This window comes from Parvularcula lutaonensis (assembly GCF_014651915.1).
Taxonomy (GTDB): Bacteria; Pseudomonadota; Alphaproteobacteria; order Caulobacterales; family Parvularculaceae; genus Parvularcula; species Parvularcula lutaonensis.
The window spans coordinates 178858-204939 of record NZ_BMXU01000002.1 but is presented as its reverse complement, the minus strand read 5'-3'; the positions used below and the strand labels follow the sequence as shown (position 1 = coordinate 204939).

The window sequence follows — 26082 nt, the reverse complement described above, 5'->3', positions numbered from 1 at the left end:
CGAGAGCGCATGGCCTCTGAGGCTGCTTCCGAGCAAAACGGCAATTCTGGCGGCGACGAATACGGCGCGCAGTCCATCAAAGTTCTCAAGGGCTTGGATGCTGTGCGTAAGCGCCCGGGCATGTATATCGGCGACACCGATGACGGCTCGGGCCTCCACCACATGGTGTACGAGGTCGTGGACAATGCCATCGACGAGGCGCTGGCGGGCTATTGCGACACCGTCGAGGTGACCCTCAACGACGATGGCTCGGTCACCGTGCGCGACAATGGCCGCGGTATCCCGACCGCCATGCACCCGGAGGAAGGCGTCTCCGCCGCGCAGGTCATCATGACCCAGCTTCATGCCGGCGGTAAGTTCGACCAGAACAGCTACAAGGTGTCCGGCGGCCTCCACGGCGTCGGCGTCTCGGTCGTGAACGCCCTTTCCGAACGGCTGCACCTTCGCATCTGGCGCGGCGGCAAGACCCACGAAATGACCTTCATCCACGGCGAGGCCGAGGAAGATCTCAAGGTCACCGGCGATGCGGACAGGACGGGGACGGAAGTCACCTTCAAACCGTCGGACAAGACCTTCTCGAGCGTCGAGTTCGACTTCGAGACCCTGGAGCGTCGCCTGCGCGAGCTCGCCTTCCTCAACTCCGGCCTCAAGATCGTGCTGCGCGATCATCGGCATGCGGAGCACAAGGAGCTGGAGCTGTTCTACGAAGGTGGCCTGACCGCTTTCGTGAAGCACATCGATGAGAGCAAGAACGCTCTCGTCAGTGAGCCGATCACCATGCAGGCGGAGAAGGACGGCATCACCGTCGAAGTCGCCATGTGGTGGAACGACAGCTATCACGAGAAAGTCCTGCTGTTCACGAATAATATTCCGCAGCGCGACGGCGGCACGCACCTGGCGGGCTTCCGCGCCGCGTTGACCAGGGTCGTGAACGGCTACGCCCAGAGCTCGGGCCTCCTGAAGAAGGAGAAGGTCTCGCTTTCCGGCGATGACGCCCGTGAAGGTTTGACCGCCATCGTCTCGGTCAAGGTGCCGGACCCGAAATTCAGCTCCCAGACGAAAGACAAGCTCGTTTCCTCCGAGGTGCGCCCGGTTGTCGAGAACATCGTCGGCCAGGAACTCTCGACATGGTTCGAGGAGCATCCCGCCGAAGCGAAACGGCTTGTCAGCAAGGTGATCGAAGCCGCCGCGGCCCGCGAGGCTGCGCGCAAGGCCCGCGAACTTACCCGCCGCAAGGGCGCGCTCGATGTTTCCTCGCTGCCGGGCAAGCTGGCTGACTGCCAGGAGCGTGACCCGTCCAAGTCCGAGCTCTTTATCGTCGAGGGTGACTCGGCGGGCGGCTCCGCCAAACAGGCCCGGAACCGCGAAAACCAGGCCATCCTGCCGCTCAAGGGCAAGATCCTGAATGTCGAGCGGGCGCGTTTCGACAAGATGCTTTCGAGCCAGGAGGTCGGTACGCTGATCACCGCGCTTGGCACGGGCATCGGGCGCGATGACTTCAACATCGACAAGCTGCGCTACCACAAGATCATCATCATGACTGACGCCGATGTCGATGGCGCGCACATCCGGACCCTGCTGCTTACCTTCTTCTTCCGCCAGATGCCGGAAGTCATTCGCCGCGGCCATCTCTACATCGCCCAGCCGCCGCTTTATCGGGCGGACAAGGGCAAATCGGCCCGCTACCTTCTCGATGAAAAGGCGCTCGCCGATTATCTTTATGCCGAAGGTATCGAAGGTGCGGTGTTCATCTCGGCCGGTGGCGAGCAGCGTACCGGTAACGATCTCGCCGATCTGGTCGAGAAATGCCGGGTTGTCGCCCAGCGGGTGGAGAGCTTCCCGGCCTGGATCCGCCGCGACGTTCTCGTTCTTGCGGCGCTCGAAGGCGTTCTGGGAACGGAAGAGCCCGGTGAGGGCGCCCTGTCGAACCTGACCGACCGTCTCGATTTCATCTCCGAAGAGTATGAGCGCGGATGGACGGCGACGCTGGAGGACAATGGCGATGTCGTTCTTGCCCGTGACGTCCGCGGCGTGCGCGAGGCCTATGTCCTGACGCAGGAGATGCGTCTCGGTGCCGATGCCCGGCGTCTGGCGGCGGAGGCCGAAGACATCCGCGGCGTGTTCCTCGGCGCAGCCACGCTGAAGCGGGGCGAGGCGGAAACGATCGTCTACGGACCGCTCGATTTTCTGGAAAGCCTGCGCAAGGTCGGCGGCAAGGGCATCACGCTGCAGCGCTACAAGGGCCTCGGTGAGATGAACCCGGAGCAGCTCTGGGAGACGACTCTTGACGCCAATGCCCGCCAGCTCCTCCAGGTGCGGATTGAAGAGGCCGACAGGGCCGACGAGACCTTCACCAAGCTGATGGGCGATGTGGTCGAGCCGCGGAAGCACTTCATTCAGAGCAACGCCCTCGAAGCTGAGCTTGATCTCTAACAGCCGGGTTTGGCTCCCGCGCCGGATCGACGGCCCGGCAGGTATCCCTCCCTGGGTGCGGCCGCGCCTGCGGGCCTATGGCCGCCCTCGGCACCTGAAGTCTTTGCCCTACATGGCAGGAATGGTTGGTGGCGATGGCTGAACATAGCGCGCAAGAGGTGCTCCCGGAACGGTTTCAGAACTGGTTCGCCGCGCGCGGCTGGCATCCGCGCGCGCACCAGCTTGAGATTCTCGAAAATTCCCTGAACGGACGATCGACACTGCTGATCGCACCAACCGGGGGAGGCAAGACCCTCGCCGGTTTCCTGCCGAGCCTGGTCGAGCTCTCCGCCGCGCCGAAGAACGAGCGCTCGCTCCATACGCTGTACATCTCGCCGCTCAAGGCCCTTGCGGTGGACATCGCTCGCAATCTCGAAGCGCCCGTGGACGAGATGGGCCTGCCTGTTGCCATCGAGAGCCGCACCGGCGACACGATACAGTCCGTACGCCAACGCCAGCGAACCGCGCCGCCAGACATCCTCCTGACCACGCCGGAACAGGTCTCGCTCCTTCTCGCGCACCCGTCGGCAGAGACGCTTTTCTCCGGACTCCGCTGCGTCATTCTTGATGAGCTCCATGCGCTCAGGAAGTCGAAGCGCGGCGACCTTCTGTCCCTCGATCTCGCAAGGCTGTGGACACTCGCTCCCGGTATGCGGACGATTGGCCTCTCCGCAACGGTCGACGACCCGGTCCCGCTGCGCCGCTATCTTGTTCCCCAGGACGGCACGGACGAGGCCCTCGCCGATCTCGTCATCGGCAAAGGCGAGGTCAGCCCGAAGGTCACGGTCCTGACCCCCGATGACGACATTCCCTGGTCGGGTCATTCTGGCCGGCACAGCTTCGAAAAAATCTACGATCTCATCCGTCAGCATACGACAACGCTGGTCTTCACCAACACGCGCAGCCAGGCGGAGGTCTGTTTCCAGGAGCTCTGGCGGATGAACGAGGACGCGCTGCCCATCGGCCTCCATCACGGCAGCCTCGACCGGGAGCAGCGCGAACGGACAGAAGCCGCGATGGCAGCGGGCCAGTTGAAAGCAGTGGTCTGCACCGCGACTCTCGACATGGGAATTGATTGGGGCGCAGTGGATCTCTGCGTGTGCCTCGGCGCACCGAAAGGTGCTGCGCGGCTGGTGCAGCGGATCGGTCGCTCCAATCACCGGATGGATGAACCTTCGGAGGCGATCCTCGTCCCTGCCAACCGTTTCGAGGTTCTCGAATGCGTCGCAGCAAAACAGGCGGTGGATCAGGGCCTTCTCGATGGCGAGCCCTATAATGAAGGCGCGCTCGATGTCCTGTGCCAACATATCTGGGGCATGGCAGCGGCCGAGCCGTTCTTTCCCGACCGTCTGTACGAAGAGGTGATTTCCGCCGCGCCCTACCGGTTCCTTACGCGCGAGACGTTCGACGAGGCGCTCGATTTCGTCGCCACTGGCGGATACGCCATGCGCGCCTATGACCGTTTCCGCCGGATCGTGAAGATGCCTGACGGGCGTATGCGGATCAAAGATGCCCGCACGGCCCAGCTTTACCGCATGAACGCAGGCACGATCGTCGAGCTTCCTGTCTATAATGTCCGCCTCGGGAGAATGGCGCGCAAGGACGGCCGCCCCACGGTCGCACGGGGGGGGCGCAAGCTCGGCACCATCGAGGAATGGTTCCTTAGCCAGATCACCCCCGGTGACACCTTCATTTTTGCAGGGGAGATGCTGCGCTTCGAAGGCGTGCAGAACATGGATGTCTACGTCACCAAGTCCCAAGCCGACGAGCCGAAAATCCCGAGCTGGCAGGGCGCGAAGTTCCCGCTATCCAGTTTCCTTGCAGACAGTGTACGAACGATGGTCAGCGACCCTGCGACCTGGCGCGCGCTGCCTGGTCCGGTGGCGGAATGGCTCGGCCTGCAGGAGGCGAAGTCATATCTCCCCAAGCCCCATGAACTCCTGATCGAGACCTTCGAGAGGGGCGGGAAGCACTATGTTGTCTGCTACCCTTTCGACGGCCGTATCGCCCACCAGTCGCTCGGCACGCTCGTGACACGCAGGCTCGAACGCATGGGGATGCAGCCGCTTGGTTTCTGCCCGACGGAATACGCACTATCGGTCTGGATGCGGAAGGACCCGTCGAGCCTCGACATGAACGAGGTGTTCGAGCCCGACCTTCTCGGAGAGGATCTCGACCTCTGGCTCGCCGATGCGCAGCTGATGAAGCGGACCTTCCGCAACTGCGCGATGATTGCAGGCATGATCGAGCGCAACCATCCGGGTCAGGAGAAATCGGGCCGGCAGGTCAGCTTCTCTGCCGGGCTGATCTACGATGTCCTGCGCGAGCACCAGCCCGACCACATCCTTGTGAAGGCTGCCTGGAACGACGCTGCGGCGGGTTTCCTCGATATCCGCAGGCTGTCAGACCTTCTTGGCCGGGTCAGCGGTCATCTCGTCCACAAACGGTTGAAGCGCGTCTCGCCGCTCGCCGTGCCGGTGATGATGGAGGCGGGCCGCGAGACGATCCAGGCTGCGGCCAATGAAGCGATCCTCGAGGAGCTCGAAGCGGAACTGTTACAGGAAATGCAGGGTTAGGCGTCCCAAACCGGGAAGGTTAACAATGGGTTGACCCGCATGGTTCCGCTTGAGGATTTAGTAACGGTGGCCCAACTGTTGCAGCGATGGTGTCATGTTCCTTGGGGAGGCACGCATGCGTTTTGCCGCTATTCTTCTGGCCGGGCTCGCTCTCACTGCCTGCGCCACCCGTCTCGAGCCGGTTCCAGAAACTGGCGCGTTCAGCCTCAAATATGTCGAGGTCGACGGCGACTATTTCATCCGCGTCGACAAGATCGGCGTCAGTCAGGCTGTGACTCTCGCGGATAGCCATCACCCGGACCGCAGCGATTGGCGCCGCGCTGACTGGCAGCGCTTTGCTGACAAGCTGTTTCCTGAGGACGAGGTCGACTTCGATACGCTGCGCGAACTTCGCGGCTCGAACCTGATCCCCGCCGGCCTCGCTTCGCCCAAGCCGACCGCCATCCCGCCCTGCGAGACCAGCGTCGACCCGGACTACGCCAAGGTCCAGAAGCGTGTCATTCGCCTTGCCAAGAAGGGGACGGGCGCCGTGACCATGTCCACGACCTGTTCTCTGCACGAAGGTCTCTCTCCGGGTGAGTATGAAGGCATCCACCAGCGTCCGAACCCGTACAACTTCCCGACACGCTACGAGACGGTGATTGACCTCGATCGCGATGGGCGTCCGGAGCAGCGTAATGTTCGCATCCGGAACGTCCCGAAGTCGGAAATCGTGGCCTTCGTGAAGTTCGAGACGGTCCTGCCGCGGGAGCTGAAGCGCGAGCTGATCGCTTCGGTCAACCGCCTCTGACATCCCTCAGGTGGCGGACAGTCAGTCCGCCGTCGCTTCTTTCCAGGCTTCTCGCTCGACGCATCGGTTGAAGTAGGCCTTCACGGCGTCCGGGGCGTTGTCGAAGATGCCAGCGAACTTCGCCAGCAGCAGCATGTAGACCACAGAGATGTCCGCTGCCGAAAAGCCCGTGGGCAGAAGGTAGTCATGTGCCCTGAGCGGTCCTGCAAGAACTTCGAAGCAGCGCTGGGATTCCTTCGCACCATACTTCGCCATGGCCGGAATGCGCCGTTCCTCCGGCAACAGGACATTGTGTCCGAGGGCTAGTGTCACATACATTCCCATGCCCGCCTCGCCGAAATGCAGCCATTGCAGGTAGGGGCCGTAGAGCCTGTCACCAGGCTTGGGCGCGAGATGCTCGCCGCCGGGCTTGGTCAGCAGGTATTCCATGATCGCCGTCGACTCGAAAAGGATCAGGCCGTCATCGTCGATGGCCGGGATCTTCTGCGAGGGGTTCAGCGCCTTGTACTCGTCCGAGGTCAGGTATTCGGGATTGTTCGGCACCTGTACCACCTCATGGTCGAGTCCCATCTCAAGGCACAACCAACGAACACGGACAGATCGCGCGAAACGGGCGTGGTAAATCTTCAAGGTCACGGGAGCTTCCTCTCTTTTGGGAAAGCTTACTGATCTTTGAGCCAATATCCCATGATAAAGGCAGTCTGTCGCACCTGAGGCGGTCGCCGTGGCCGATCCGGTTCCTACGTGCCTCTTCGTCGATCAACGACGAATGGGAGACCCCACATGAAGACGCTCAAAGCACTCGTTCTCGCGCTCAGCGCCGCAACCCTGGTTCCGGCCACCGTGACCAGCGCCGCTGCGCTCGATCACCACAAGAAAAGCGAGATGAAGAAGGCGGAGAAGACCGTCGTCGGCGTTGCCGCCGGTAATGAAGATTTCTCGACCCTGGTGACCGCCGTGCAGGCAGCCGGCCTCGTCGAAACGCTGAACGGGGATGGTCCGTTCACGGTCTTTGCCCCCACCAACGCGGCCTTTGAAGCGTTGCCTGAGGGCACGGTGGAGACGCTTCTCAAGGAAGAGAACAAGGACGCTCTCTCCATGGTGCTGACCTACCACGTGGTACCCGGAAAGGTTAAAGCGGGCGACCTCGTCAAGATTATCCGCGAGGGCGACGGCGAAGCGACTGTGACCACGGTCGAAGGCACCGAGCTCACCGCGAGGATCAAGGACGGCGATGTCATCCTGACCGATGCTGCCGGTAACGACATCAAGGTCGTGAACACAAACATCGCCGCTTCGAACGGCGTCATCCATGTCATCGATGGCGTGCTTCTGCCGGCGTCGGGCGATCACGACGCCTGACGCAGAGGGCGTGGCTGGACCCTTGCGGGTTCAGCCATCCGTGCCCGTTGTTTCCGCAGAAAGCGCTGCGAGGTTATTCCGGATACGGTCAATCCTCTGGCGCTCGCTCGACAGGTTTTCATAGGCGCGCAGCATGGCGTTCATCGACGTCACCGCCACCTTCACCTTGCCGTCGCTGTCTTCGAAGACCGCAGCCCTGATCGGCAGCTCCGCAGCCATGAGCGGCTCCACCTGCATCAGCGGTGTTCCGATATCCGGCGAACCGAAGATTACGACCGTGGACGCGGGCAGTTCCAGCCCGGCCTCCCTCGCGCCGGCGGCGTGGTCGATCACGGCGAAGACCGTCAGGTCGCGCCGGTCGAGGGCCTCGTAGAGACGGCGCATCGTTTCGTCATGGTCGAAATTGCTCTCGGTGACGACGAAGCGCGGCGCAATGGCCCGCTTATCGCTTGCCCCTGCCCGCTCTTCGACAGGACTCCGATCCCCGGCCGCGCCGTTGCAGGCCGCAACCATTGCGGTCGCCAGCAGTCCTGCCCAAAACCCGATCTTCATCGCCTCAACTCCCAGTCCCTGCCGGTGCCCGAACGTCTTCGTCCTCGTACAGCCCGGCGATCGCGAGCAGTTGGTCCTTCTTGGCCATCGCCGCAAGATAGCCTCGCTCGGTGATCTCTTCGTGGCGGTCGAACGCCGCCGCTGAGATGTCGTCAAGCTTGGGGGTCAGTCTGAGGTCCGCCACGTCGATCTGCGCCCTCGCCTGGGCGAGGTGCGCCTGGACAATATCCATGGTCGCAGCTGCCGTCTCGAACAGATGCGGTTTCGACTTTGCCTTCGCGCGGGCCATGGTGATCTCCCTGTCCAGGAAGTTCTTCGTGTCACGGATCAATGAGGTCACAGTTTCGGGCAGGAAACTCTCTTCCTCGACCGGTTCGGGCTCCACCGGCACCACTGCGCGGGTGGTCGGCCTGTCGAAGCGGGTGAGGGTGACGGCCGAAGCGTTGAGATCAACCGAGATCACCCGCTCGGCGCCCAGCGCGCGGGCGAGGCTGACGGGAACGGGGTTCGAGGCCGCCCCGTCAATCATCCAGCGCTCCGCGCCCTGGAACATCACCGGCGCTGCCTGCATCACCAGCGGGATCGCGCTCGAAGCCCGTGCCGCATCAAGGACCGAGCCTCGGGTCAGCCAGACCTCCTGTCCGGTGGCGAGGTCCGTGGCCACCGCCCCCCAAGGCTTGTCGAGATCGCAGATGTCCTTGTCGGCATAGCGGAACACCTCGAAGGCCCTCGCCGGGTTGATGAAGCCCCCGGCGCCGATGCCAATCGCGAAATGGCCGAATGCGCCGATCGGGTCGAGCTCCTTGGCCCAGGTCAGGAATTCGTCCCAGACCCCGAGGCGCCGGGCGGCAGAGACGAGGGCGCCGACGGAGCATCCGGCCTCGACCGTGACCTCGATGCCAAGCTCATCAAGCGCCTTCAGCACCCCCACATGGGCCCAGCCCCTTGCCGCGCCCGAGCCCCATGCCATGCCGATTTTCGGTAGCTGTCGTGTCATCATTCCCTAACGCTTGAGAGGCGGGATAAGTTTTTCGCAAGGTCCGTTAACGTTGGAGTAACGCTGGCTTGCGAGTCAGGATAGGTCGACGTGCCACCTCGCGGACCCTTCGCCTACCGCATTTTTCGATGCTGTGGCGCCGGGGCCGCAAATTCCCAGGCACTGTGAGGGCAGCATGGCAGAAGCCGCGAACCGTCAAACGAAGAACCCGAAGCGCATTCGGCCGGCGAGCCTGAAGCCTGGAAAGGCCATGGGCGGCAAGCTCAAGGCCGCCCTCAGCTTCGCAGCCTCCGATGAAAACGATCAGACAGAACAGGATTTTGACAAGATCCTGAACGACGTGATGACGCGTGAGGCCGAGCATGTCTCGCGTCTGAGCGACGAGGAGGCCGAGGGCACCGCCGCGCTCGCGCGCCGCCTGGCCGAGCGTGTCCAGAAGAACCGCACCGGCGATGCGGAGGACGAGTCCCCGCAAGCGAGAGCGCTGAAGATCGCGAAGGCTGCCGCGGAGAAGCGCAAGGCTGCTGCCCAAGCCCTCGCCAAGCCGGACCTGCCCGAAGACGACGATGCCGACCTTGCCGAGCCTGCCGATCTCGACAAGCTGATCCAGGCCCGCCAGTCCATGAGCGACATCCCCCCGGCGCGCCCGCAGGTCAAAGGCCCGCTGGAGACGATCGAGGAACCCGTCCTGCAGGAGCTGCCCGAGGACAAGGTGATCGACGAGCCGGTCCTGGCCAAGCTCCCGCTGGAGACGGCACCCAAGTCCGAACTCAAGCCGCTGCCGGACGAGGAGGGCGGCAAGTCGGACATCCGCGATGCCTTCGCTGCCCATCTCGAGGCGCTCGACCGCGAGGATTCGATCCTCGGTGACGATGTCACCGCTGGCGATGCGGAGCGCAAGGGCGGCGGTAATGACGGCGATGGTCCGCAGATGACCTTCGCCGCCGAACCCCGCCGCGTTGAAGCGCCCAAGGAGAACCCGCTCCGCGGCTTGATCGAAGCCACCACGCCTCTCGCGATCTGGACCAGTCTCGCCATGATGGTCGCCTCGCTCGCCTATGGCGCATGGCAGGGCGGTGTGGACCTTCTCGTGGCCAGCGTCTTCGGCGCGGGCATCCTGATTTTTGTCACCGTGCTGACGCTTGCCAGCATGGTGCAGGCTTACTCGCCGGTGCTCCTGACGAGCTTCCTCTTCAAGCGCGTCTCGAAGAAGCGCGATGAAGCGATCGCGCTCGCCGGACACGAGGTCATGCAGTCGCTGGGCCTTGCTGAAGGCATCATCGACGCGGATGCCGATGCCCGCCTCGTCACCACCCGCGACGGCGTCGTGGTCTACGCCAATGATGCCTATCTTCAGATTGCTGAAGAAGCAGGCGTCAAGGGTGCGACGGGCCTTCCGCCGCGCATCGACCGTCTGTTCGGCCAGTCAGGCACTGAAAGCTCCAAGATGTTCCGCCTCGCCAAGGCATGCCGTTCAGGCACGCCAGCGGAGGAAGAGCTGACCCAGGCCATGGGCCGCGCCGCGCATCGTGGAAAAGGCGAGCTGCCTGTGCGGCGTTTCTCCGTCCACGTCCGCCCAATGAAGACGGCAGGCGATGGCCAGACCTATGCCGCCTGGCGCCTCGTCGAGCTCGAGGTCGATCGCCAGCAGGACACGCTGAAGGCCGCTTACCACCACCTGCCGCGCCCGATCATCGCCGTGGAGCGCTCTGGCGCGATCGCGTGGATGAACCTCGCAGCAGCGAACCTCTTTGGCACCAAGCCGGGCGCAGCCATGTCGCTCAGCGACATCGTCCTCGGCGAAGCCGCGCCTGTCGTCGGCCACCTGTGGGAGCTGATCGCGGAAGAATACGAAGTCCGCATCCGCCAGCGCGGCGAGGCTGCGGGCACGTCGAAGGAAGTCGTCCTCACCCCCTTCACCAAGGGCGGTCCGGGCGAAGGCTTCGTTTGTGTCGAGATCGCCGAGAAGGGTGGCTCGAAGGCCGATCCGGTCGGCATGCAGGCAGGGGCCGATCTCACCGACGCGCCATTCGGCGTCGCTGTCCTCGAGGGCGATCCGTCCGCAGACGGCAAGATCACCTACGCCAACGCTATGTTCACCTCCTTCTTCCCGGAGGCAAGCGAAGGCGCACGCTTTGCCAGCGTCCTTTCATCGGAAGCGGTCAGCGAGCTGATGGCTGCTCTGAAGGGCCGGCCGCAGAACAAGCCTTTGACCAAGCCGATCGAAATCCGCGTCGGGGAAGGGGCCACGGCCCACACCTACCGCATGTTCGCGCGGCCCGTCCGCCGTCGCCGCGGCGCCTATGGCCCACGCCAGACCGTTCTTTACGCTGTGGACATCACCTACCAGCGCCGCATGGAGGAAGAGACCGTCCAGGGCCAGAAGCTCCAGCAGATCGGCCAGATCGCGGGCTCCGTCGCCCATGACTTCAACAACTTGCTCCTCGTGGTCAAAGGCTCGACCGAGCTCCTGATGCGCAACCACCCCGTCGGCGATCCGAGCTACCGCGACCTCGCGATGATCTACGAGACGTCCCAGCGCGCGCAGGACCTGACGCGTAACCTGCTCGCCTTCTCACGCAAGCAGACCCTGACTCCGGAAATCTGTTCCATTACGGAGCTTCTCAACGACTTCACCCCGGCGCTGAAGCGCTGCGTGTCGGAGAAGGTGCAGCTTCAGGTCGTCCACGGCCGCAACCTGCCGGACGTGAAATGCGACAAGGGCCAGGTTGACCTTGCGATCATGAACCTCGCGGTGAACGCCCGCGACGCGATGGCGGGGCAAGGCGGCGGCTCTCTCCGAATCGAGACGAAACATGTTCCTGCGGAAGCCATTGCCGACTATGGCTACGAAGTGCTCGACGAGGTCGATCACGTCCTGATCGAGGTCGCCGACACTGGCGGCGGCGTGCCGAAAGAGCATGCCGAGAAGATCTTCGAGCCCTTCTTCACCACCAAGGGTGAAGGGCAGGGCACGGGCCTTGGGCTTTCCACCGTGGCCGGAGCGATCGGCCAGATGGGCGGCCGCATCTTCCTCTTCAACCGCGAAGGCGAAGGCGCGACCTTCCGCATCTTCCTGCCTGCGGTGAGTGCCGAGGAGTCCGCCGCCGCCGCCGCGCGCCGCAGCGAGATCAAAAAGAACGAAGAGGCTGCCGACCCCACGGGCAAGGGCAGGATTCTCGTTGTCGAGGACGAAGACGGCGTGCGGAGCATCGTCGTCCGCGCTCTCGGCATGTGCGGCTACGAGATCACCGAGGCCACCGACGGCGACGAGGCGCTCGAGATCATCGAGGACTCAGGCGAGCGCTTTGACCTTGTCCTCACCGACATCATGATGCCGGAGATGGACGGGCCGACCCTGATCCAGGAAGCAGGCGAGAAGCTGCAGGGTGCGAAGGTCGTCTTCATGTCGGGCTATGCCGAAGCCGCCATGCGCGACAAGCTGAACGAGATCGAGGGCGCGAAGTATCTCCAGAAGCCTTTCACGCTGACCTCCGTCGCGTCGGTGGTGAAAGAGGCGCTGGCCCGCTGATCGATCGGCTCTTGAACGATAAAAAAGGGCGTCCCGCGGGGCGCCCTTTCTTGCTGGCTGGGCAGCCGGGTCAGCTCGCGAGGTCCACCGCGACCGTCGCGTCGTCTTCCTCCGCCGGGGCTTCCCAGGGCAGGTGACGGTCTTCGAGCACCACGAGGTTGTTCTGGTTGATGACGTCGCCGGTGATCTTGAAACCGAGGATTTCCTCGACCTGTTCATCGTCATGCCGCGCAATCGCCAGGGTCTCTTGGGTCGAAAAGTTGCACAGGCCCCTCGCGCATTCCTCGCCATCCTCGTCATAGACGTGGAGGACATCGCCCTTGGTGAACTCTCCCGTCACGGAGATCAGGTCCTCGGCCCGCACGCCGGTTTCGTCATTCCTGATCCGCCTCGCCGCTTCGTTGGTGACGACCAGCGAGCCCTGCATCGTCAGCCGGTCAGTCAGCCAGACGCGGAAGGCGGACTGCGGGTCGCCATCGGCGATACACTTGGTCGCCCGGCGTTCCCCGTTCAGGATCGTCGTCACGGGTCGCTCGAGGATGCCTTCGCCAATCCATGCCGTCACGCCCGCGTTCTGGGCCATGTTGGCGGCCAGCATCTTGGTCATCATGCCCCCCGAGCCAAGGGCGGAGACCCCCATCGTCGCCTCGATATAGCCGGAGACGTCTTCGACCTCCGGCACGAATTGCGCCTTGGGGTGGTCTGGCGCTTTGTCATAGAGGCCGTCGATCGAGGTCAGCATGACGAAGTCTTGCGCCTGGATCATCTGGGCGATCTTCGCCGCGAGGCGGTCATTGTCACCGACCCGGATTTCCTCCGTCGTTACCGTGTCGTTCTCGTTGATGATCGGCAGGATGCCGTTGCCGAGCAGGCGCTCGAGCGTGTTCTTGGTGTTCAGGTAACGGCGGCGGTTCTCCATGTCTTCAGAGGTCAGAAGAACCTGCGCGATCTCGATACCGAATTCGAGGGCAACCTGCTTGTAGGCAGCGAGCAGGAGGGGCTGTCCGCATGCCGCAGCGGCCTGCTTGTCCTGCAGGCTCGCCTGGCCGGGCTCCACCCCCATCAGCTTCAGTCCGACCGCGGCCGCGCCGGAAGACGTCAGGACAACATCGCAACCTTTCTTGCGAAGGGCGGCAATGTCCGACAGCAGTCCGTGCAGGAAGGCGTAGCGGATCGTCAGGTCCTCTTCATTGACCAAAAGGCTCGATCCGACCTTGATGACGACGCGGCGGTTGAGTGGATACAAAGTAATCTCTTCCAGTTGCTGGATACGCCTTGCGTGTAGCGAGAAAGAACGACGAAACAAGGGCTGGGGCACCTTAAGATAGCGCAGGGGCAGCATCACGAGAGGGTGAGCATTTTCGAATTCGCCTTCTGGTCGCCCCATTGGACGGGTGGCCGTAGCCTTGCTCTTTACTCCGCATCGCGTTACCCGACGCGCAAATGGAACGTCCCGCCGCGATTGGCCCTGGCCTTGATCGCAGAGCGGGAGGCTTCGCTGGCAGGGCAGGGGTCCTGCGATGTGCGAGGCCCGAATGACGGAGACATCTATGCTCGACGACACTGACGGCGGCGTTCGCGCCGAGATCGAATCGCTTTGCCTGCGCGCACGGGAAGGCGCGCGCGGCCTTGCTGCGGCCAGCCCTGAAGCCAAGGACAAGGCGCTCCGCGCTGCCGCCGATGCCCTGCGCAATCGCGCCGGAGAGCTGGTCGCTGCCAACGCCAAGGACGTTGCCGACGTCGAGGCGGCTGGCAAGCCCGCGTCCTTCATCGACCGCCTCAAGCTCGATGAGGAACGCGTCGAAGCCATGGCGACCGCGCTCGAGCAGATCGCAGAGCTTCCGCACCCTGTTGGCCGCAAGCTTGCGACCTTCGAGCGTCCCAATGGACTCGTCATCGAACGCATCGCCGTTCCTCTCGGCGTCGTCGGCATGATCTATGAAAGCCGCCCGAATGTCGGCGCTGATGCCGGTGGCCTCTGCCTCAAGTCCGGCAATGCCGTGATCCTGCGCGGCGGTTCGGAAAGCACCCGTTCGACGGAAGTCATCGTCGCCTGCATGCAGGAGGGCCTCAAGGCCGCGGGCCTGCCCGAGACAGCGATCCAGAAGGTCCCGACCACGGACCGTGCGGCCGTCGCTGCACTGCTGCAGGCCGTCGGCCTCGTCGATCTCGTCATTCCGCGAGGCGGCAAGGGTCTTGTCAGCCTCGTCCGCGATCAGGCGCGGGTGCCGACGCTTCTGCACCTCGACGGCAACTGCCACACTTATATACACGAGAAGGCCGACGCTGGCAAAGCCGCGGCGATCGTCAAGAACGCCAAGCTGCGCCGGACCGGCATCTGCGGCGCCACCGAGAGCCTCGTCATCGACCGCGCGGCCCTTGCGATGCTGCCACGGATCGTCGACGCCCTCGAAGGCTGCGAGATCCGCGGCGATGAGGAAGCCCGCCAGGCCGACAGCCGCATCGGCGAAGCTACGGAAGCCGATTGGGGTACGGAGTATCTCGACAGCATCATATCGGTGAAGACGGTCGGTGGTCTCGACGAAGCCATCGCCCACATCGAGCGGTTCTCCTCGCACCACACCGACGCTATCGTCACCGAGGACCCGGTGGCGGCCGAGCGCTTCCTGACGGAGATCGATAGCGCCGTGGTCATGCACAATGCCTCGACGCAGTTCTCCGACGGCGGCGAGTTCGGCATGGGTGCCGAGATCGGCATTGCCACCGGAAAGATCCACGCCCGCGGCCCTGTCGGCCTCGAACAGCTGACGACCTTCAAATACACCGTCCGCGGCACCGGCCAGACCCGGAGCTGAGCCGCGCGCCCGTCATGCCGACTGTGCCGACGGGCTCACCGAAAGTCGTGAACCGCAGATGATCTCTCCTGGATAGCCCTGCGCTGTCCGGGATGACATCGGCAAGGGATCACGCCACACGACACCACACACGAAGACCACGAGGGCAGAGAGAACCATGAACATCGAAGCGCTCATTTCGCTGGCGGGCTATTTCATCCTGATGCTCGGCATCGGGCTCTACGCCTACAAAGAGAGCACCGACGACAGCTCGGGCTACCTGCTCGGTGGCCGCAAGCTCGGCCCGGCAGTGGGCGCGCTTTCGGCTGGTGCATCGGACATGTCCGGCTGGATGCTTCTCGGCCTTCCTGGCGCGGTCTATGTCTCCGGGCTCTCGAGTGCATGGATCGCAGTGGGCCTTACCGTGGGCGCCTTCCTCAACTACCTGCTCGTGGCGCCGCGTCTCAGGGTCTACACCGAGGTCGCGGACGACGCGATCACCATTCCCGACTATTTCGAGAAGCGCTTCAACGACACGAGCCGTGCCCTGCGCGTTCTCTCGGCCGTCGTCATCATCGTTTTCTTCACGGTCTACACCTCGTCGGGCGTGGTGGCCGGCGGCAAGCTCTTCGAGGCGAGTTTCGGCCTCGACTACCGCGTCGGCCTGTTCCTGACCGCGGGAGTCGTTGTTGCCTACACGCTGTTCGGCGGTTTCCTCGCCGTCTCGCTGACGGATTTCGTCCAGGGCTGCATCATGTTCATCGCGCTGGTCCTCGTGCCTATCGTGACCATCCAGGTGCTTGGCGGCTTTGGCGAGACGTTGAGCCTGCTCAAGGACGCGAACCCCGCCTATCTCAGCATGTTCAAGGCGCCCGATGGCATGGGCGGGGCGCAGGCGCTGTCGCTGATCGGCACGATCTCGCTGCTTTCCTGGGGCCTTGGATATTTCGGCCAGCCGCACATCATTGTCCGCTTCATGGCCATCCGTTCACTGAAGGATGTCGCCGTTGCGCGGAACATCGGCATGGCCTGGATGATCGTCACGGTCATCGGTGCCGTGCTCGTGGGCCTTGCAGGTCGCGCCTATGTCGCCTCGGACGAAGGCGGGATCGCGGCCTACCTGTCCGAAGCGGGCCGGGGAGGTATCGAGGCCTTCGACCCCGAGACGATCTTCATCGTCCTCAGCCAGATCCTGTTCCATCCGTTCATCTCGGGCTTCCTGCTCGCAGCCATCCTTGCGGCGATCATGTCGACGATTTCCTCCCAGCTTCTCGTCTCGTCGAGCTCGCTGACCGAGGACTTCTACAAGATCTTCCTCCGTCGCGGCGCGAGCGAGAAAGAACTCGTCACCGTGGGCCGGAGCTCGGTCCTCGTCGTGGCGCTCGTTGCCATTGGCCTCGCCCTTGACCGGTCGTCGAACATCCTGACCCTCGTCTCGAATGCATGGTTCGGTTTCGGTTCGGCCTTCGGCCCGGTGGTCCTGCTCAGCCTCTTTTGGAAGAAGATGACCCGGACCGGCGCACTTCTCGGCATGCTCACCGGCGCCATTGTCGTGCTGGTCTGGGTCTACGGTCCTGCAGGCCCGCACCAGGACATCGCCGCGATCATCCCGGGCTTCGCCCTCGCCACCGCCGCGATTTTCCTTGGCAGCATGGCCTTTGGCAGTGTCGACAGACCGATCGCCGCCCGTCACGATGAGGTGGCCGAAGCTGTCGCGAACGGCTGACGCTCCCCCCTCATCCGCGGGGGTTGCTGCAATTTATAGCGCCCCCGCTGCGGAGAATGCGGGCCATTCGCAACCCGGTTTTATAAGAACCCTAGCGACCGCTGCGAAAGGCGGAAGGGAGAAGGGGTGGAGACAGCTCACGACGGTCCATTCGTTCCGCGATCAGCTCTCGCTGCGCTACGTTCCCGCGCGGAAAGCGCGGGCCTCGACGTATCGCGCATAGCCGGGGACCTCGGCGTCGAATTTGATGGCCTGAACGGGGCCTCACGGTTGCCGCTTACGGGCTTCCTCCGGCTGCAGACGCGGCTGACCTCGCTGCTCGATGACGAGACCGGCCGCCTGTCCAAGCGTCCGTTGCTCTCGGGGTCCACGGAACTCGCGCTTTCGCGCCTTCCTTCCCGCGGCACGCTCATTGACGCGATGGAGACAGCGGCCCGCTCTTACAATCTTTTGCACGGCGGTGAGTTCAACAGCGTCCAGCACCGCGAGGGGCAGGTCGCTTTCGTCACCGATGACCGAAATTTTCCGTATGCGGTCCAAGACGACGAGCAGATCCTTTTCATCATGGAGACGACGCTCCTCTTCGTGCACGCGCTTTTGCGCCTCATCGTGCCGAGCGTCGCGGCGGGTGGCTGGCGCGCGGTCGAGCTGCGGCGGGAGCAGGGCCCGGCGAGGGTTCCTTTTGATGACCTCGTCGAGACCCGCTATGGCTGCCTGGCCTATGCCTTGGTCTATGACCGCGCCGCAGCCGAGCGCATCGTCACCTTCCCGCCGCCGGCGGGGATCACCCTCGAAGCCGTCACCGAAGAGCAGATCAGGCTCCTTACCGGCGGCGTCGATGACCGCACTTTCGCAGGCCGTGTCCGTATGCTGATCGAGGAGGGGGCAGGCGACCAGACCGCTGTCGCAAGAGCCCTCGGCATGTCCGTGGCGACCCTGCGCCGCCGCCTAGCGGAAGAGGGGCAAAGCTTCCGCGCGCTCAGGACGGAGACGCTCGAAAAACAGGCCGACCAGCTTCTGCGGACCGATCTCCCGCTCGTGCAGGTCGCGGAAAGGCTGGGCTTCTCCGATGTCCGCAGCTTCTCCCGCGCTTTCAAGGCGTGGACGGGTGAAACCCCGAACACGCGACGCAGAAACGCTCAAGTTTGAGCGATATTGTCCTGACTGACTGCGCGGTCGGGTCGTTTTCGTGACATTTCGAACAGCTTAGCCTCCCAGGATAAAAATATAGGTCCGCAGGGAGGATCACCATGAAACCGATCGCAAAGATTTCGCGCGCCGCGCTGTTCCTGACAGCCGCCAGCGCTGCCCTCATGCCTGCCTATGCGCAGGTCGAGAGCGAGGACGGGGATGTCATCACCGTCACCGCTCGCCGCCGGGGGGAGAGCCTCCAGGACGTGCCCCTGTCCGTGACCGCGATCAGCGGTGAACGCCTGGAGGAACTTGGCACACCCGACATCACCTATATTGCGCAGACCACGCCCAACACGACGCTTGAGGTCAGTCGCGGGACAAACTCCACCATCACTGCCTTCATCCGCGGCGTCGGCCAGCAGGACCCGGTCGCAGGTTTCGAGGCCGGCGTCGGTATCTACATCGACGATGTCTATCTCAACCGTCCGCAGGGGAACGTTCTCGATGTCTACGACGTCGAGCGTATCGAGGTCCTGCGTGGCCCGCAGGGCACGCTCTATGGCCGGAACACCATTGGTGGGGCGGTCAAATACGTCACCAAGCGCCTCGGTGACGAGCCGAGCCTCAGGCTCCGCGGCACCTATGGCACCTTCAACCAGCGTGACATCGTCGCCACAGGCGAGCTACCGCTTGCTGATACCCTCCGCGTCGGCGCATCTGTTGCAAGCTTTAACCGCGACGGCTTCGGCAAGAACCTCACCACCGGCGAGGAGAATTACAACAAGGACGTTCTCTCCGCCCGCGGATCGGTCGAGTTCGAGCCGAGTGACGCGCTGTTTGTCCGCTGGACCGCTGACTATCTCGAGGACAACTCCAACGCCCGCGGCGGCCACAGGGAAATTCCGGGCCTCTTCTCGGGTGCGCCGGTTCTCGACGATGTCTTCGATACCCGCGGCGGCATCATGGGCCCGAACGTTGTCGAAGCCTGGGGGACCTCGCTGACTGCGGAGCTGCGCCTCTCTGACACCCTCAAGCTCAAGGCCATCGCCGCCCACCGCGCCGATGACACCGAGACGCAGATCGACTTCGACGCCCTGCCTGCTGAGGATGTTGATGTCCCGGCGATCTACGAGAACGAGCAGACGACCTTCGAGCTGCAGGCCACCTATGAAGGTGACGCCGTTCAGGGGGTCGGCGGCCTGTTCTACATCGATGCCAATGCCTTCAACACCTTCGACGTGATCCTCGGCCAAACCGGCGCCCTGATCAGCCTGCCGGGCCTCAACGCCAACACCACCGGCGATGTCGATACCGAAAGCTGGGCGATCTTCGCCGATGTCAGCTTCGATCTCGAGCGCCTTCTCCAGATGCCGGGTTGGGAGCTTTCGCTCGGCGGTCGCTACACCGAAGACCAGCGTGCGGCAGACGTCCTGCGCCGAACCTTCATCGGTGGCCGGACCAACGAGCTCGGCGGCAACAATCCGACGCTGATCGCGACGACCTCGGATTTCTCTGGTGAAGAGACGTTCACGGATTTCAGCCCGCGGGCCTCGATCTCCTACAGCCCGAACGCTGACCACAATTTCTACCTGTCCTACTCCAACGGTTTCAAGGGCGGCGGCTTCGATCCGCGCGGCCAGTCCTCGGCAGCCATCGACTTCGACCAGGACGGTGACGTCGACGGCGACGACATCTTCGACTTCTTCCTCTTCGAGCCTGAAGAGGTGGACAGCTACGAACTTGGCTGGAAGTCGAGCCTCGCAGGCGGACGCCTTCGCAACTCGATCGCCGTCTTCCTGGCCGAGTATGAGAACGTCCAGATCCCCGGCTCTGCAGGCGGCATCGACCCCGTCACCAACAGCCCGACCTTCATCGGCGTGACCACCAATGCCGGTGCAGCGGAGTTCAAGGGCCTCGAAATCGAAGGCACGGCAGTCCTTGGCGAGGAAATCTTTGCAGCCGGCGACAGCTTCGCGGTCGACTACGCTCTCGGCCTCATTGATGCGGAGTATACGGAGTTCATCGTTGCAGGCGTGGACGTCTCCGACCAGCGCGTCGTCCAGAACACGCCGGAGACTTCGGCGGCCCTGACCACCCGGTACAACACGCCGATGGCGGGCGGGGACCTGACCTTCCTGACGGTCACGAGCTACAAGGGCGATGTAAACCAGTTCGAGGTGCCCAACCCGCTCATCGACCAGGAGGCCTACACCCTGTTCGACGCCAGCATCGTCTGGACCAACGCGGACGGCAAATTCAGCCTCGGCCTTCACGGCAAGAACCTGACGGATGAGGAGTACCGCGTCGCCGGCTACAATTTCCTCGCCCAGAACCCTGACGGTTCGATCGTGCAGCCCCTGACGTCGACCCTCGGCCTCGAAGGCATCGCTACGACCTTCTACGGCCCGCCGCGCCAGGTGTTTGCGACGGCCGAAATCCGCTTCTAAGCGTCACCCAAGACTGGCCCGGTCGGTTGTCCCAAGCCGCCGGGCCTTTTTGCCCCTTTGAGGAGACGCGCCATGCGCAAGCTACTTGCTGGACTGCTGGTCGTGCTGGCGGCCGGCGCCGTTGCGGTCCTCGGCTATAATTACAAGGCCAGCCAGGGCGTCGACCAGGCAACCGTCGAAGAAGCCTATCTCGAAACCCAGGACCAGTTCGTCCCCATCGACGGGCTTGAGGTCCGGGTCAGGGACGAGGGGCCGCGCGACGCGCCCGTTCTCCTGATGCTCCATGGCTTCACTTTCAGCCTGGAGAGCTTCGATGCCCTCGCTGAACGGCTGAGCACGGATTACCGCGTCATCCGCTACGACCTGCGCGGGCATGGCCTGACCGGTCCCGACCCGCAGAAGCGCTATTCCCCTGCTCAGCGGGCGGAGCATATCGGTGCTGTCCTCGATACTCTTGGCATCGAGCGGGCAACCATCATCGGCAATTCGCTCGGCGGCCTTGCATCCTGGCGCTTCGCTGCGGAGAACCCTTCGCGGGTGGAGGCGCTCGTCCTCATCAGCCCCGGCGCCTATCCCATCAACGGCGTCAGCGATGAGCCAGCGCCCGTCCCGCCGCTCGTCGAAGCCTATCTGCGCACGGTGCCCGAGGCCGGGCTCGAAGCCTCGCTTTCCCGCATCTATGCTGATCCTTCGAAGATCACGCCAGAGCGCAAGGCCGAGATTCGCGCGATGATGCGCCGCGAGGGCAATGGTGAGGCCTTCGTCGATGCTTTGAAGGTCTTCACCCTGCCAGACCCCGAGCCGATGCTGGCGAGGGTCGAGGCTCCGACCCTCATCATATGGGGCCGCGAAGACCAGGTCATTTCACCTGACGACGGCAGCAAGATGGTCGCCGTCATGCCGCGTGCGGAGCTTGTCCTGCTTGAGGACATCGGCCACGTCGCCCACGAGGAAGACCCGGAGCGCGTGGCGCGGGAGATTGAGCGTTTCCTCTCCACAACGGGACTCGACGGCTAGAGCGATGAGCGGCACTCCGACCTCCGAGAAGGGCGCAGGATACCGCGCCTACGTCCTGTTCATCCTCGTCGTCGTCTACACCTTCAATTTCATCGACCGGCAGATTCTCTCGATCCTCGCCGTGCCGATCAAGGCGGAGCTTGGCCTGTCCGATACCCAGATCGGGCTGATGAGCGGTCTTGCCTTCGCGCTCTTCTACGCCACCCTCGGGGTGCCGATCGCCATTCTCGCCGACAGGACGAGCCGTGTGCGGATCATGGCGATTGCCCTGTCGCTGTGGTCGGCCATGACAGCGGTCTGCGGCCTTGCCCAGAATTTCGGACAGCTCTTCCTCGCCCGTCTCGGCGTCGGGGTGGGGGAGGCAGGCGGCGTTGCCCCGGCTTACTCCTTGATCGCAGATTATTTCCCGCCGAACGAACGCGCGCGGGCGCTTGCCATCTACTCCCTCGGCATCCCGGTCGGCAGCGCGCTCGGCATCATTCTCGGCGGTATCCTTGCCGAGCTTCTCGACTGGCGCATCGCCTTCTACATCATGGGGGTCGGTGGTCTCCTCCTTGCACCGATCTTCTGGAGCACGGTGAAGGAGCCCCGCCGCGGCCACTACGACAGCGCGCCGCCTGCCCCCCAGGAGAAGCCTCTGCGCTCGGTCATCTCCATCCTCGACATGCTCACCCGGAAGCCGAGCTTTTGGCTGCTTTCGATCGGCGCGGCTTTTTCCTCCATGATGGGCTATGGCCTGATCCTCTGGTTGCCATCCTTCCTTGTCCGGAGCTTCGGAGCAGACCTCGCGCCGTTCTTCTCGTTCCTCCCGGGCTTCCTGCTCCCAGCCGATGCTACGCCGATCCGCTTCGCCGCCTATTTCTACGGCGCCGTGCTCCTGGTGGGCGGCACGATCGGGATCTATGCGGGTGGCTCGCTCGCCGACCGTTTCGGCGCCAAGCGAAAGTCAGCCTACGCAGCAGTCCCGGCGATTGCCTTCCTGCTCACCGCGCCGCTTCTTGCCATCGGCCTGACCACCCCGACCCTCGGGCTTGCCTTCGTAGTCTTCATGGGCGTCCAGGCGCTGAGCCTCGTCTGGCTTGGCCCGGTCATCACCGCGTTCCAGCACCTCGTCCCGCCGCACATGCGCGCAACCGCTTCGGCGATCTTCCTGCTGATCAACAACCTGATCGGCATAGGTGTGGGACAGACCGTCACCGGGCTCATGGCCGATCTCCTGCGCGCCGAGTTCGGCGACGACAGCCTGCGCTACTCGCTTCTTGCCGGGACCAGCTTCTACCTGGTTGCTGCGGGCTTCATGGTCCTCGCCGCAAGGCGCCTCCACCGGGACTGGCAAGGCTAGGAGACGCGAACTCTTTGGGTTCCGGCGGCGTTTTCGTTTCATGGAACAGATCCGCCGCCCCTTTGGCGCCCTGTCCGCAGCGCTGCTGCTGACGGCTGCCCCCGTTGCGTTCGCCCAGGAAGCCGACGCTCCTGCACACACCCTCTCGGTCGAGGCTCCGGTGGAGCTTCACGCCTACTACGACCAGGGCGGCAAGCGCCTCTGGTCCGGCGACCGGGAGGCCCGCAGAAGGCTCGACGAGCTGGTATCGGTGCTGGAGAGCGACACCTATTCCGGTATCGCCCGCACCCGCTACGGGCTGGACAGGATCCGCGCGGCGAAAGACAGCGCCAATGCCGATGCCCTCGAAGCTGCGGCGTCTCTCGCGTTCACAAGTCTGGCACTGGACCTCCGCAGCGGCCGTATCGATCCGCTTATCAATATCACCGAAGATGCGGTCGCGGAGCGCGAGGCCAGCCGTACCGAGATCCTTAAGATGCTGGCCGAAAAGGGGTCTGTCGAGGACGTCCTGCGTAATCTCCGTACGGACAACCCCGTCCAGAAAGAACTGCTCGCCATTCTCGACCGCTACAAGCGTTACGCCGAAGAAGAAGCGTGGTCCCCGATCACCATCTCATCCGATGTCCTTGAAGAGGGCGCGACCGGGGACGACGTCGCGGCCGTCATAGACCGTCTGGCTGCGGAAGGGTTCTACAGCAAGCCGCGCTTCGGCGGCTCCAGCACTCCGACCTATGATAGCGGTGTCGCGGAAGCGGTGAAACGCTTCCAGAAGAGCCGCGGCATCGTTCCTGACGGCGTGGTGGGTCCCAATACGCTCGAGCGGATGAACGAAACACCGCAGCAGCTTGTCGAGAAGATCAGACTCAACCTCGAACGGGCGCGCTGGTTGCCGCAGGACTTCGCCGACCGCTACCTGATGGTCAACATCGCGGACTTCACTGTCGGGGCCTGGGAGGACGAGAAGCAAAAGTTCTCGATACGGACGGTCGTGGGGACGGATTACAACAAGACACCCGTCTTCGCCGACGAGATGGAATATGTCGTCGCCAACCCTTACTGGAACATCCCGGCTAGCATCCTGGTGAACGAGATCGCGCCCCAGCAGGCCAAGGATCCGGGGTATCTTGCTTCAAAAAACATGGAAGTGGTGGAAGGTTGGGGCGACGATGCGCCGGTCATCGACCCTTCGCAGATCGACTGGAACACTGTGACCGGGAATGAGACCTGGCGTGTGCGCCAGCGCGGTGGACCGAACAATGCGCTCGGCCTTATCAAGTTCATGTTCCCGAATGATTACGCCGTTTACCTTCACGATACGCCCGCTGAGAGCCTGTTCGACGAAACCAGGCGGACGTTCTCGCATGGGTGCATCCGCGTCGAAGAACCGCGCAAGCTTGCCGAATGGGTTCTCGAAGGGACGGAGTGGGAAGGTCGCGACCGGGTCGACCAACTGATCGACAGCGGCGAACGGCGGACTGTTTCGCTGGCTGAGCCGATCCCGGTCTATGTCACCTATTTCACCGTGTGAATGGATGAAGACGACCAGCCGCTGTTTCTCGACGACGTCTATGGTCGCGATGAAGAATTGCGCAGCAGACTGCAGGCCGTCGATAGCGAAGCGGAGCAGCAGGTCGCGGCTCTCCTGGACCCGGCCTGAAACCAAGCAGCACGAAGAAGATAAAGGCGGCGTCCGAAGGAAGGACGCCGCCCTCTCTTTGTCATCGCGCGGCGCGGGCGAGGGCAGCGAGCGCGGGGCGGATGAAGCGGAAAAACGGGCGCATGTCCGGCTCCTTTCAGGCGGCGAACACGCGCCAGCTGCCGATACTCCCCTCACGAATGAGTGCCCCCGCGTCAGGGAAGGTTGACGCGGGGGGCAGGGGAACAGCCGGCAAGGTGCGGTTGGGGTGTTCAGCCGACTGCGATCCTGGGGCGGGAAGGCACCCTAGGACGGGATGGAACGGCGGGCGCACGGGTCCCTGCTGACGGGCCTGGCGCCGCCCGCATCGGGACGGTGAACCGGAAGGTGCTGCCGCGCCCTTCGCGGGAGTTGAAAGAGATCGCACCACCCATCGCGGTCACGATGTCAACGCATAGGGTCAGGCCGAAACCGGGCGCGCTGCCGCTCGCGGGGGACGTGCCGCGGAAGCGGTGGGCGAGGGCGGCCTGCTCGGTCACGGACAGACCGCATCCAGTATCACGGACGGAAAAGCGGGCCTGCTGTGTACCGATCTTCTCGACGGTCAGGCTGATGACACCTGCCTCGGTGGCATCCATTGCATTGGCGATGAGGTTGATCAGCACTTGGCGGATCCGGCCTTCGTCACCGCACATCTGGTTACCCAGTTCGGGATCGATCGCCATGGTCAGTGCATTGTGTCTCGCCGCAGCGCGCGGCTCCATGACTTGGATGACGGATCGGCAGCACTCCTCGATATCGAACACGTCGCGCTCAATCGACAGGCAACCAGCCTCGATGGGGGAGCGTTCCATGATATCTTCGATCAGTGTCAGGACTGTCTGGCCTGTGATACTGATAATCGACAGGCTCTCGTGATGGCCATCAGGCAGCTCGCTCTTGGCCATCAAGTCCGAAAGGTCGACGATCTGCTCAATCGGTGGTCGCAGTTCGCGCGACATGGTGGCGAGATAGGCGGCGGTCTGTGCGTTGATGTCTTCGCTGCGATGAAAACGCTTCTCCGCTGTGCGCCGGGCGCGATTCTGGTGCCGGAGCTCGTTCATGAGCGCCAGCATCTCGTCGCGCCGGATCATGATCCGTGCACGCTGGAAGCCGACGCAATAGCTCCCCAGGAACAGGCAGACACCGGCGCCGATCGTCAGTGCAAGGCTGTCGAGACCATTGAGGGCGCCGATTGCGATCAGCGAAGAAGCACCGGTCGCGATGACGAGCAGGCCGGTCAGCCGTGCTGTCTTTATCCTTCGCGATGCCGTCACTGCAACCTCCAAACGATCCGTGTACCGTGTCACGCGGAAGGACGGATACGCTCAGAACACGCGGTTTTTTCTAAAATCGTCTGAAAATACTTCGTTAACGCCCGTTATCCATCCCTGAACGGACATCCCGCAAAGCGAAGGCGCGCGCGGCAAGGGGGAGTGAACGCGCCGTTTACCAGAAAAAAAGTGCCGAACAGGAGGCACGAATAGGGCAGAAATAGGGCAGTGGCCGTCCTTGGCGTTCAGCCTCATGGGAGCGCCCGCGGTGCGTGAGATCGGAAGAACAGTTCAGGCGTTCGATGCCCGATCGAACCCTGAACAAGGTCGCGACCGCGGCCCGGACCAACTGGTCCGACCCATCGGAGGCGCCTCGCGCCGTGAGATCAAA

18 protein-coding genes are annotated in these 26082 nt (G+C 63.5%); 13 read left to right on the top strand and 5 right to left on the bottom strand.

What is annotated here, in order from left to right; genetic code table 11:
- Positions 1-9: 9 nt before the first annotated feature.
- From gyrB to IE053_RS09195, 3 genes are all read left to right on the top strand, one after another.
- Entirely contained in the window at positions 10-2433 is a 2424-nt protein-coding gene (gene gyrB, locus IE053_RS09205; RefSeq protein ID WP_229786161.1) for a DNA topoisomerase (ATP-hydrolyzing) subunit B, read from the top strand.
- Between the two features lie 134 nt (positions 2434-2567).
- Positions 2568-5048: a ligase-associated DNA damage response DEXH box helicase gene (locus IE053_RS09200; protein ID WP_189575202.1), complete on the top strand. Its 2481-nt coding sequence runs from the start codon at positions 2568-2570 to the stop codon at positions 5046-5048.
- A 115-nt stretch (positions 5049-5163) separates the two neighbouring features.
- Positions 5164-5838 carry a hypothetical protein gene (locus IE053_RS09195; protein WP_189575200.1) on the top strand — a complete coding sequence of 225 codons (675 nt, stop codon included), beginning with the start codon at positions 5164-5166 and terminating at the stop codon, positions 5836-5838.
- A 21-nt stretch (positions 5839-5859) separates the two neighbouring features.
- On the opposite strand, the gene IE053_RS09190 is transcribed toward IE053_RS09195, so the two are convergent.
- Complete coding sequence (locus IE053_RS09190; protein ID WP_189575199.1) at positions 5860-6474, bottom strand: glutathione S-transferase family protein; 615 nt, start codon at positions 6472-6474, stop codon at positions 5860-5862.
- 147 nt (positions 6475-6621) lie between these two features.
- On the opposite strand from IE053_RS09190, the gene IE053_RS09185 reads away from it, so the two are divergent.
- On the top strand, positions 6622-7200 hold the full coding sequence (locus IE053_RS09185; protein WP_189575197.1) for a fasciclin domain-containing protein: 579 nt from the start codon (positions 6622-6624) through the stop codon (positions 7198-7200).
- Positions 7201-7230: 30 nt separating this feature from the next.
- Here the strand turns inward: IE053_RS09185 and IE053_RS09180 are convergent, their stop codons facing one another.
- Both IE053_RS09180 and IE053_RS14625 read right to left on the bottom strand, forming a co-directional pair.
- On the bottom strand, positions 7231-7752 hold the full coding sequence (locus IE053_RS09180; RefSeq protein WP_189575196.1) for a DUF302 domain-containing protein: 522 nt from the start codon (positions 7750-7752) through the stop codon (positions 7231-7233).
- 4 nt (positions 7753-7756) lie between these two features.
- On the bottom strand, positions 7757-8752 hold the full coding sequence (locus IE053_RS14625; protein WP_189575194.1) for a patatin-like phospholipase family protein: 996 nt from the start codon (positions 8750-8752) through the stop codon (positions 7757-7759).
- A 172-nt stretch (positions 8753-8924) separates the two neighbouring features.
- On the opposite strand from IE053_RS14625, the gene IE053_RS09170 reads away from it, so the two are divergent.
- Positions 8925-12281, top strand: coding sequence for a response regulator (locus IE053_RS09170; RefSeq protein ID WP_189575192.1), 3357 nt, complete (start codon positions 8925-8927; stop codon positions 12279-12281).
- 70 nt (positions 12282-12351) lie between these two features.
- Here the strand turns inward: IE053_RS09170 and proB are convergent, their stop codons facing one another.
- Complete coding sequence (gene proB / locus IE053_RS09165; protein ID WP_373302882.1) at positions 12352-13527, bottom strand: glutamate 5-kinase; 1176 nt, start codon at positions 13525-13527, stop codon at positions 12352-12354.
- Between the two features lie 304 nt (positions 13528-13831).
- On the opposite strand from proB, the gene IE053_RS09160 reads away from it, so the two are divergent.
- The 8 genes from IE053_RS09160 (at position 13832) to IE053_RS14580 (ending at position 24399) form a co-directional block, all read left to right on the top strand.
- Positions 13832-15097, top strand: a complete 1266-nt coding sequence (locus IE053_RS09160) for a glutamate-5-semialdehyde dehydrogenase (protein ID WP_229786159.1) — start codon at positions 13832-13834, stop codon at positions 15095-15097.
- A 157-nt stretch (positions 15098-15254) separates the two neighbouring features.
- Positions 15255-16802 carry a sodium/proline symporter PutP gene (gene putP / locus IE053_RS09155; RefSeq protein WP_189575186.1) on the top strand — a complete coding sequence of 516 codons (1548 nt, stop codon included), beginning with the start codon at positions 15255-15257 and terminating at the stop codon, positions 16800-16802.
- A 126-nt stretch (positions 16803-16928) separates the two neighbouring features.
- Positions 16929-17951: an AraC family transcriptional regulator gene (locus IE053_RS09150; protein WP_189575184.1), complete on the top strand. Its 1023-nt coding sequence runs from the start codon at positions 16929-16931 to the stop codon at positions 17949-17951.
- Positions 17952-18052: 101 nt separating this feature from the next.
- Positions 18053-20383, top strand: coding sequence for a TonB-dependent receptor (locus IE053_RS09145; protein ID WP_189575182.1), 2331 nt, complete (start codon positions 18053-18055; stop codon positions 20381-20383).
- 72 nt (positions 20384-20455) lie between these two features.
- Positions 20456-21400: an alpha/beta fold hydrolase gene (locus IE053_RS09140; RefSeq protein ID WP_189575181.1), complete on the top strand. Its 945-nt coding sequence runs from the start codon at positions 20456-20458 to the stop codon at positions 21398-21400.
- 4 nt (positions 21401-21404) lie between these two features.
- Entirely contained in the window at positions 21405-22742 is a 1338-nt protein-coding gene (locus IE053_RS09135) for a spinster family MFS transporter (RefSeq protein WP_189575179.1), read from the top strand.
- Between the two features lie 40 nt (positions 22743-22782).
- Positions 22783-24270, top strand: a complete 1488-nt coding sequence (locus tag IE053_RS09130; protein WP_189575177.1) for a L,D-transpeptidase family protein — start codon at positions 22783-22785, stop codon at positions 24268-24270.
- Positions 24271-24399, top strand: a complete 129-nt coding sequence (locus IE053_RS14580) for a hypothetical protein (protein WP_268249059.1) — start codon at positions 24271-24273, stop codon at positions 24397-24399. It begins immediately after the preceding gene.
- Between the two features lie 251 nt (positions 24400-24650).
- Here IE053_RS14580 and IE053_RS09125 read toward each other — a convergent pair whose 3' ends face one another.
- Positions 24651-25694, bottom strand: a complete 1044-nt coding sequence (locus tag IE053_RS09125; RefSeq protein ID WP_189575174.1) for a sensor histidine kinase — start codon at positions 25692-25694, stop codon at positions 24651-24653.
- Between the last annotated feature and the right edge of the window lie 388 nt (positions 25695-26082).

Coding starts and splice junctions, on each gene's coding strand:
- IE053_RS09200 (WP_189575202.1), top strand. CDS start 2,568: ATGGCTGAACATAGCGCGCAAGAGGTGCTCCCGGAACGGTTTCAGAAC.
- IE053_RS09170 (WP_189575192.1), top strand. CDS start 8,925: ATGGCAGAAGCCGCGAACCGTCAAACGAAGAACCCGAAGCGCATTCGG.
- gyrB (WP_229786161.1), top strand. CDS start 10: ATGGCCTCTGAGGCTGCTTCCGAGCAAAACGGCAATTCTGGCGGCGAC.
- IE053_RS09180 (WP_189575196.1), bottom strand. CDS start 7,752: ATGAAGATCGGGTTTTGGGCAGGACTGCTGGCGACCGCAATGGTTGCG.
- IE053_RS14625 (WP_189575194.1), bottom strand. CDS start 8,752: ATGATGACACGACAGCTACCGAAAATCGGCATGGCATGGGGCTCGGGC.
- IE053_RS09130 (WP_189575177.1), top strand. CDS start 22,783: ATGGAACAGATCCGCCGCCCCTTTGGCGCCCTGTCCGCAGCGCTGCTG.
- IE053_RS09135 (WP_189575179.1), top strand. CDS start 21,405: ATGAGCGGCACTCCGACCTCCGAGAAGGGCGCAGGATACCGCGCCTAC.
- IE053_RS09185 (WP_189575197.1), top strand. CDS start 6,622: ATGAAGACGCTCAAAGCACTCGTTCTCGCGCTCAGCGCCGCAACCCTG.
- IE053_RS09145 (WP_189575182.1), top strand. CDS start 18,053: ATGAAACCGATCGCAAAGATTTCGCGCGCCGCGCTGTTCCTGACAGCC.
- IE053_RS09195 (WP_189575200.1), top strand. CDS start 5,164: ATGCGTTTTGCCGCTATTCTTCTGGCCGGGCTCGCTCTCACTGCCTGC.
- IE053_RS09160 (WP_229786159.1), top strand. CDS start 13,832: ATGCTCGACGACACTGACGGCGGCGTTCGCGCCGAGATCGAATCGCTT.
- IE053_RS14580 (WP_268249059.1), top strand. CDS start 24,271: ATGGATGAAGACGACCAGCCGCTGTTTCTCGACGACGTCTATGGTCGC.
- putP (WP_189575186.1), top strand. CDS start 15,255: ATGAACATCGAAGCGCTCATTTCGCTGGCGGGCTATTTCATCCTGATG.
- IE053_RS09140 (WP_189575181.1), top strand. CDS start 20,456: ATGCGCAAGCTACTTGCTGGACTGCTGGTCGTGCTGGCGGCCGGCGCC.